The following is a 265-nucleotide window of genomic DNA, read 5'->3' on the forward strand; positions in this document are numbered from 1 at the left end:
GTAATTCTATTGAGGGTAAATTCGGACAAGGTAAACGAAGATTTAGCCTGGGTAGAGTCATGGCTAAATTGCCTCATACTTCTTTAACTTCTATTGCTATTTCCTTCTTGGTTATGAATCTTTCTACACTGTTATCATGGCTTTTTTGGCGATTTTTTTGTCAATTTTTCAAAATTACGTCTTTTTTCCCTTGGTTCATTAGTAAAATTGATTATTTAGTGAAGTTTAGACAACAAAATCTTATCTTTATTTCTGCCTGATTATA

At 31.3% G+C, this 265-nt stretch carries 1 protein-coding gene; it reads left to right on the forward strand.

What is annotated here, in order from left to right:
- On the forward strand, window positions 1-260 hold a 260-nt coding region (locus tag FFR48_RS28640; protein WP_162502005.1), incomplete at its 5' end, for a transposase.
- Between the last annotated feature and the right edge of the window lie 5 nt (window positions 261-265).

This window comes from Sphaerospermopsis reniformis (genome assembly GCF_005402885.1).
GTDB lineage: Bacteria > Cyanobacteriota > Cyanobacteriia > Cyanobacteriales > Nostocaceae > Sphaerospermopsis > Sphaerospermopsis kisseleviana.